The organism is Tahibacter caeni (genome assembly GCF_024609805.1).
Lineage (GTDB): Bacteria > Pseudomonadota > Gammaproteobacteria > Xanthomonadales > Rhodanobacteraceae > Tahibacter > Tahibacter caeni.
On the sequence record NZ_JANFVR010000225.1, the window covers coordinates 1 to 7,993 of the forward strand.

General features: G+C 69.9%; 6 protein-coding genes and 2 pseudogenes. 6 read left to right on the top strand and 2 right to left on the bottom strand.

All coding sequences use genetic code 11. The annotated features are described in order from the left end of the window. Positions 1 to 1,421: pseudogene (locus NON22_RS24845) on the bottom strand (hypothetical protein); the annotation flags it as partial. Positions 1,422 to 1,423: 2 nt separating this feature from the next. Next, positions 1,424 to 1,933, bottom strand: coding sequence for a hypothetical protein (locus NON22_RS16805; protein ID WP_257388099.1), 510 nt, complete (start codon positions 1,931 to 1,933; stop codon positions 1,424 to 1,426). A 210-nt stretch (positions 1,934 to 2,143) separates the two neighbouring features. On the opposite strand from NON22_RS16805, the gene NON22_RS16810 reads away from it, so the two are divergent. From NON22_RS16810 to NON22_RS24850, 6 genes and pseudogenes are all read left to right on the top strand, one after another. Then, positions 2,144 to 2,398, top strand: coding sequence for a hypothetical protein (locus NON22_RS16810; RefSeq protein WP_257388100.1), 255 nt, complete (start codon positions 2,144 to 2,146; stop codon positions 2,396 to 2,398). Between the two features lie 311 nt (positions 2,399 to 2,709). Continuing rightward, positions 2,710 to 3,771 (top strand): DUF5694 domain-containing protein, encoded by a 1,062-nt coding sequence (locus tag NON22_RS16815; RefSeq protein ID WP_257388101.1) that lies wholly within the window; start codon positions 2,710 to 2,712, stop codon positions 3,769 to 3,771. A 302-nt stretch (positions 3,772 to 4,073) separates the two neighbouring features. Then, complete coding sequence (locus NON22_RS16820) at positions 4,074 to 4,499, top strand: ACT domain-containing protein (RefSeq protein WP_257388102.1); 426 nt, start codon at positions 4,074 to 4,076, stop codon at positions 4,497 to 4,499. A gap of 312 nt (positions 4,500 to 4,811) precedes the next feature. Further along, entirely contained in the window at positions 4,812 to 5,690 is an 879-nt protein-coding gene (locus NON22_RS16825; protein ID WP_257388103.1) for an alpha/beta fold hydrolase, read from the top strand. Between the two features lie 534 nt (positions 5,691 to 6,224). Then, on the top strand, positions 6,225 to 6,581 hold the full coding sequence (locus NON22_RS16830; RefSeq protein ID WP_257388104.1) for a hypothetical protein: 357 nt from the start codon (positions 6,225 to 6,227) through the stop codon (positions 6,579 to 6,581). Next, a pseudogene (locus NON22_RS24850) lies at positions 6,578 to 7,993 on the top strand (hypothetical protein); the annotation flags it as partial. The gene NON22_RS16830 and the pseudogene NON22_RS24850, both read left to right, overlap by 4 nt.

Genomic DNA, 7,993 nt, shown 5'->3' on the forward strand with positions numbered 1-7,993 from the left:
CCGCCCGAGGCCGCGCTGCCGGACGCGCCGCCGAGCGCGTCGGCGCCCTTGCCGCCGGCCGCGCTGATCGTGCCGCTGTTCGTGATCGAGGTTTTCGAGGCCAGCACGATGACGCCGCCGCCACCGCCGCCGCCGCCGTTGCTCGTGGTCGCCACCGCGGCGAAGCCCGACGCGCCGTCGGCCGTGATCGAACCGCCGGATGTGATCGTGATCGACCCGGCCGCGACGATGACGACTGTGCCGCCGCCGCCGGCCGGCGTCGACACGCCGCTGTTCTTGTACGGCCCCACGCCGCCGCCGACCGGTCCCGGCGTGACCACGAGACGGGCGAACAGCGGACTCGTTGCGGTGCCGCCGGCACCGACGCTGTTGTTGCCGAGCACGGCGTCGGAACCGGCGATGCCGGCACCGGCCGACGCATTCGTCACGACCTTGATCTGCCCGTTGATGACGACGTTGCCGGTCGCGCGGATGACGAGACCGCTCGGCACGGTCAGGACGCCGTTGACGGTGAGGCTGGTGAACTGCAGGGTGCTCGCCGGCGGCGCGCTGGTCCAGTCGACCGTAGCGAAGGTGCCGGCGCCGTCGGAGCCGTCGCCGTAGAGATTCGCCACACCGGCCGGTCCCTGGGCTCCCGTCGGGCCGGCAGGCCCCTGCGCCCCGCTCAATCCGGTCGCGCCCGTAGCGCCGGTCGTGCCTGTAGGCCCTTGCGGTCCCATCGCGCCTTGTGCGCCTTGCGCGCCCTGAACGCCTTGCACACCCTGCGGACCTTGCGGGCCGGTCGGTCCGACAGAACCCTGCGGCCCTGTCGGACCGGCAACGCCCTGCGCACCCGTCGCGCCCGTTGCACCCGTTGCGCCCGTGAGCCCCTGCGGTCCCATCGCGCCCTGCACGCCTTGCAGACCTTGCGGGCCGGTCAAGCCGGTCGGTCCCTGCGATCCTGTCGAACCGGTAGCGCCCTGCGCACCCGTCGCGCCGGTAACGCCCTGCGGACCCGTGGCGCCGGTCGGACCGGCAGGTCCCGGATTCAGCGAATACTGCGCGACCGGCGTCGCCGCGATCGGCTGACGGCCGCTCAGTATTTCCTGGTTCGCTATCGTGGTGCCGACCTTGATCTCGAGCCAGCACTGGGTGCCGTTGAATACCGGGCCGAAATCGAGATCGGTCGTGAACAGGCCGTCGACGACCTGGATCGACTGCTGGATCGGCGTGCTGCCGGCCACCTGCCCGCCGCCGGTCTCGGCGTCGTAGAGCGTGAACGTGAAGACGTAAGTGCCGTTGGCGAGGCCGCCGCTCGCGTTGAGCCGGCCCTGGTAGGTGAATGCCGACGACTGCGGCGCGAACGGCGCGGCGAACGCATCGTGCGACGCGCAGCAGAACAGCGCTGCGGCGAGCAGCGCGGACAGATGACGCTTCTTCATGATCAGCACCCCTCGAAGCCGCTGAAGAACAGTTGGTCGGGTTGATCGATGGCGACGGCGGGCCAGAAGCCGGCGTCGACCGACAACGTCGCGCCGCTCGAATAGCCCGGCGCCGGCTGGCCGACGCTGCCGCTCAATCGATAGCAGGCGTTGCGCAGCGAGCCGCCGCCGGCGCCGATGCGGTGGAGGTCGATGCTGTAGGTGGAGGTGCCGGCGCGGCCGTCCGACGACGGCGAAGCGATCATCACCGCCGCGAGCACGACGAACACGAATGCGCCGATACGCGACCGCGACCGGTCGCGCGCTGTACGGGTACTCATCGAATTCCCCCCTGAGGATTCGGCGGAAAGCAGTATACGTGCGCCGTGAAATAGCGTGAATCGGGGCGCCCGCCCATCAGGCGGACCGGGAATCGAGCCGCGAATCGGGACTTTCGCCGCGAGGCGAATCAGCCGACGGCCGAACAGGACAGTGATCGCGACGATCGCCGCGAAGGCGGTGAATCCGGACATCCACGATTCCCGTGCGCTAGGGCTTCCGGCACGCCGGCAGGAACCGACTACGGCGAATCACCCGTTGCCGTCCGCCGGCGGCTCCACGGGCATCCGCCCATCCGACCACCGCACCTCTCGCAGAAGGATTGCCGTGACGTTCTCCATCGCGCAAACCAGCGGGGTCCGCTGCCGCTGAAGTTGCCGTTCGAAACGCCCATCAGTGGCGACGTGACCATCGCCTTTTCCGGCACCTGCTGGAGCAAGTTCGCGGGCGCCGTCGGCGGCGTCACCGTCTACCTCGACGGCACCAAGCTCGGCGACGTGCCGATGTATTTCAACAACACATCGATGCACATGACCCTGCCGACGCAGTTCTTCAGCGCGAACCTCGACTTCGGCCAGCATACGATCACCCTGAGCGCGCTGACCGACGAGACGAACAGCGACCAGAACGACTTCTACTCCGTGTGGATCGTCGACTGACGCGAACGTTCGCGCCGACGCCGGCCGCGACGGAAAAGGCGTGATCGACGCATTGCGCTCGCCGCCGTTGCCGTCTCCGCCAGGCGCCTGCCGCGAGCGACTGGCAGCTTCGCCGATGGCCGGACGAACACGCGTTCTCACGAGGCGAGCCGCCTGGTCGAACGGCCGCCGGCCCGCTCGCCGTCGACGGGCAAGACTCTTTTCTCCGTCGTGCAAGAAGATGCCGGCTCGCATCCGCCGGTCCGCGTTTAAACCCCGGCCCGCTCCGGCGCATCCGTAACGCACTCTTTCCTCGCGATTCGGAGCACGGCATGCGTTTGCGCTACACGCTACTCGGTGGATTCCTGGCCCTTTCTGCGTTCGGCGCGCAGGCGCGGGGACCGCTGCCGGTCCTCGACGGAAAAATGTCCGGGCCGCGCTCGACGGTGCTGGTGCTCGGCACGCCGCATCTGTCGGAAATCAAGCGACCGCTGGCCGAGCCGTTGCAGCCGGTGCTCGACCGGCTCGCGGCGTTCAAGCCGGACATCATCACCGTCGAGAACCTCAGCGGCGAACAGTGCGACCTGACCGCACGTCATCCGAGCGTGTATCCCGCCGAAGAGCTGTCCTCGTACTGCGTCGACACCGGACCGGCGAAGACAGCGACGGGGCTGGATGTGCCGGCGGCGATCGCCGAGTACACGAAGACCTTGCGCGCCTGGCCGGCGCAGCCGACCGCGGCGCAGCGCCGCCGTCTCGCGGCCGTGTTCCTGGCCGCCGGCGAGCACCCGTCGGCGCTCGTGCAATGGTTGCAGCTGCCGGGCGACGAACAGCACGCCGGCGACGGCCTCGACGCGGCGCTCGTGGCGCGGCTGCAGAAACTGTCCGGCAGCAACAACGAGAGCTACAGCATCGCCGCGCGGCTTGCGGCGCGACTCGGTCTGGCGCGCGTGCATACAGTGGACGATCACACCGGCGACAACGTGCAGATCGACGACGAGAAGGCGTACGGCGAAGCCGTCACTGCGGCCTGGAGCCGGGCGAGCAAGCAGGCCAAGGCGAATCGCGCGCGCCAGGACGCGCTGTCTCAGGACGACGACATGCTCGCGCTGTATCGCTTCGCCAACCGGCCCGACGTGTTGCGCACGGCCATCGAGAACGATTTCGCACTGGCCATGGCCGACCCGTCGCCGCAGCACTACGGCCGCTACTACGTCGGCGGCTGGGAAGCGCGCAACCTGCGCATGGTCGCGAACATCCGCGCCGCGTTCCGCGAACGACCCGGTGCGCGCGTGCTGTCCATCGTCGGCAGCTCGCACAAGCCGTGGTTCGACGGCCTGCTCGGCCAGATGCAGGGCGTGACGATCGCCGATGCGCAGAAGGCGTTGAAATAGACGGTCGCACGCGGAGGAAACGGCGCGCCGGCCGCGGCCGGTGCACGTATCGGGACACAACGATCCGACCTCTCCGGTTCTTTCCGGGAACCGCTCGTACGCGTCATGCGCTCTTACGAGCCGGTTTTCGAGCGCTCCGTTTGCTCGCCACTTCGCTTCGGACACGGCGGTCTCCGGCTCGTTCACGTCGCCCCGATCGATCTGGCCGGCCGCTCCGGCTCGTGCAGCGGATAAGATCGATCGCACTGTGCAGCAGCCCCCGTTTGCGCGTCGGGCCTGCGACCGCCTTCGACGGATCCCCCATGAAAAGCCGCCTGCGATCCTTGACCTTTCACGTGCTGCCGGGCCGGTTTGCGGTTCTCCGCTTCGAGCCGGACGCGCCCATTCCCGGCTGGGCGACGTCCGGCGATTTCTTCTGCATCGCCAGAACCGACGACGAACTGTCGATCGTCTGCCGGCAAGACCTGGCGCCGGCGGACGCGACGTGCTCCGCCGGCTGGTCGTGCCTGAAACTCGTCGGTCCGTTCGCGTTCGACGAAACCGGCATCGTCGCCTCGGTCACGACGATCCTCGCCGATGCAGGCATCGGGGTTTTCGTGGTTTCGACCTTCGACGGCGATCACCTCCTGATCAAGGAAACCGACGTCCCCGCAGCCGTCTCTGCGTTCGAGAAAGACGGTCATGTCGTGGCGGCGCTGCCTTCCAAGCCGCTGCGCGTGGTCGAATAGCCTCCGCCCGCTCAGCGGCGAGCCGCGCGCGGCGGACCGGACGCGCTTCGACGGTTCGGCACACGCGCCCCTGTGCGGCGAACGCGCGCGGCGATACGGCGCGAAGACGATGGGGGAAAGCGCAGCGATCCCGCGATCGACCCCGTTGAAGCCGATCGAGCGATCGTCTTCCGGCGGATCGGTACGCGCAAAGTCGTGATCGCTTCGCCACGGCCGCGTTTGCCTCGGCCAGCGCAGGTCCGCACCATCGCTTCCGTCAGGATTGCTGCGCCGCCGGCCTGCCGTCCGCGCCGGATCGACGGAGCCCGTGCGATGAACCGTCCGCAGAAAGACCTTCCGCAGTCGACGACGCTCGAGATCGAGGGTGCCGGAATGGCGGTCCGCCTCGCCGGCGAACCGCAGAACCCGGCGCTGCTTCTGCTCCACGGGTTTCCGAGCTCGTCGGCGATGTTCCGCGACGTGATCGCTCTGCTCGCGCGCGACTGTTTCGTGGTCGCGCCGGACCTGCCGGGCTTCGGGGATTCCGAGCCGATCGACCGGCCGTCGTTCTCGCACTTCGCCGACCGGCTCGAGGCGCTGCTCGCGCAGCTCGGTGTCGAATCGTTCCATATTTACCTGCACGACTACGGCGCCGCGGCGGGGCTCCATCTCGCGACCCGGGCGCCGCAGCGGATACGCAGCCTCGTCATCCAGAACGCGAACGCTCACGAGAGCGGCATGGGCGCGCCCTGGGCCGCGACGCGCGCGTTCTGGGACGACCCGACGCCGGCGCGCGAAGCCGAAGCGACGGCGCACCTGACGTTTGCGGGCACGCGCGGCCAGTACGTCGACGGCGTGCCGCCCGACATCGCCGGGCGCATCGATCCGCGGCGCTGGGAAGAAGACTGGCGCATCCTGCTGCTCCCGGGCCGGCTCGAAACGCAGCGCGCGCTCGTGCTCGACTACCGCAACCACGTCGCACGCTTCGGGGAAATCGCCGAATACCTCGAACGCTGGCAGCCGGCGGCGCTGATGCTCTGGGGACGGCACGACCGTTTCTTCGATCTGGCCGAGACGCTTTCCTGGATGAAGGCGCTGCCGCGCCTGGAGGCGCACATCCTCGACGGTCCGCATTTCCTGCTCGAGACGCATGCGGCCGAATGCGCCGCGCTGATCGGCGCGTTCGTCCGGCACGTGGATGTGCGCCGCTGAGCCTGTCGAAGCCAGAAGAAGACACGGGCTGGCCGCTCTTCCGCGCACGGACCGGCGGAATGTGCAGCGCGCTCACGCCGACCTGCGCCGGCGAGACGCTGTCCGGACGATGGTCGGCACGGAACCGCCCCGCCGACGTCCGCTCCGCTGACCCGCCGTGTCGACCAGGTCCGACATCCGGCACACCGGTTCGCACGGCGTGAATCCGATCGCGTACGACTGATAGCTGCGCGCCCCGAATTGCGCAACTACACGACGTGCCGAAATCTGCGGCCTGCCCAAGGAGCTGTGCATGCCGTCGTTCGCGAACAGCGAAACCGGATTCGTTGACGCACGCACAGCGGACGATCCGCGCACCGGCAATTGCCGGTCGGCCGCTGCGCAACGGCGCCGCACGAATCCGGCGCGCTTTCCGCAACTCCCGGGCCTTGCAACCGCGACGAACCGGCTGCAACGATCCGACCGCTCCGATACTCCTCGGCGCACCGGTACGGTCCCGGCTCCGCGATACCGCGATGGACGGCGATTCGCGGCGTGTCGGAAACCGTGCCGCGCCATTCACATCATTCCTCAGGGGGAATCCATGCACCTGACTTCATTGCCGCCCGGCGAGGCGGCCCGATGAGGCCGCGCGTTCGCCGGGCCGCCGCGCTGCTGCTGTCGCTGCCGGCCGCGGCCGCGCTCGCGGATTTTCAGATCGACTGGCAGGCCATCAGCGGCGGCGGCGGCGTTTCCAGTGCCGCCGGCACATCGCTGGCCGGCACCGTCGGCCAGCCGTCGCCGGGCTATTCCGACGGCGGCGGCTATCAGCTCACGGGCGGTTTCTGGGTCGCCGCGCCGCTGGTTTCGGATCGCATTTTCACCGATGGTTTTCAGGGGACCGCACCATGATTTCGCTACGTCGCTGCCTGCTCGGCGCACTCATTGCCAGCGCCTTGGCCGTTTCCGCCGCCCAGGCCGCCCCGCAAGGGCAGAGCTTCACGTACCAGGGCCAGCTCAAGTTCAACAACCAGCCGGTGACCGGCACGCGCGACCTGACGTTCGCGCTGTTCGACGCCGCTACGGGCGGCCTGCAGGTCGGCAGCACCGTGACCGCGAATGCCTATCCGGTACTCGACGGCCTGTTCACGATCGACCTGGCCTTCCCGGGCGCGTTCGACGGCCAGCAGCGCTGGCTCCAGATCACCGTGGACGGCCAGCCGCTGAATCCGCGGCAGCCGGTCTCCGCGGCACCGGTGGCGCAGTACGCGTTGAGCGGCAATCCCGGAGCGACGGGGGCGACCGGAGCCACCGGCGCGACGGGTGCGACCGGAGCCACCGGCGCCACCGGTGCGCCGGGTCAGATCGGCGCAACGGGTCCGACCGGCGCGACCGGAACACAGGGCCTGACCGGACCGACCGGCGCGACCGGACTGCAAGGCGACATCGGCCCGACCGGGCCGGCCGGTGCCACCGGGCTGCAAGGCGCTGCGGGCCCGACGGGTTCGACCGGCGCTACGGGCGCGACCGGCAACACCGGCCCGACCGGCGCGACGGGCCCTCAAGGCGACATCGGCCCGACCGGACCGCAGGGACCTCAGGGCACACAGGGACCACAGGGCGCGCAGGGACCGCAGGGTGTCAGCGGCGCGATCGGCTTCTACGGCGACGGCAGCAGCGGCGCCTACAACGTGCCGTTCGGCAACACGGTGGATCTCACGACGGTGAGCGGCTTCAACAGCCTGCTCGGCCAGGGCAAGGCCGCCCTGCAGTTCACCGACATCACCATTTCCGGCACGCTGATCGTGCCCAGCGGCACGGTGCTGCGCGCGACCGGCAACGTCAGCGTCGCCGGCACCGGCACCATCATCGTCGCCTCGGGATCGACGGACAGCGGCAACGGTGCGCCGAACCAGGGCGTCGCGCTCGCGGCGGCCGGTCAGATCCACGGCGGTATCGGGCTCGGCATGCTGCAAGCCTCGCAGCTGCGTCCAACCTTGCCGGCGGCCGGCGGCGCCGGTGACCGCAATGTCTCCCTCGGCACGGTAACGGGCGGCGAAGGCGGCGGCAGCCTCACGATCGCGGCCCGCGGCACCGTCACGGTCTCCGCCGGCGGCGCGATCAACGCGAACGGCAGTTCCGGCATCAACCCCGGCGGCGCGACCGATATTCCCGGCCCCGGCGGCGGCGGCGGCGGCGTCATCATCATCGCGTCGCAGGGCAACATCACCGTCACGGGCTTCCTGCGTGCCGTCGGCGGCACGGGCGGCGCCGGCGTCAACGGCAACGGCGGCGCCGCGGGTGCGGGCGGCGGCGGCGGCGGC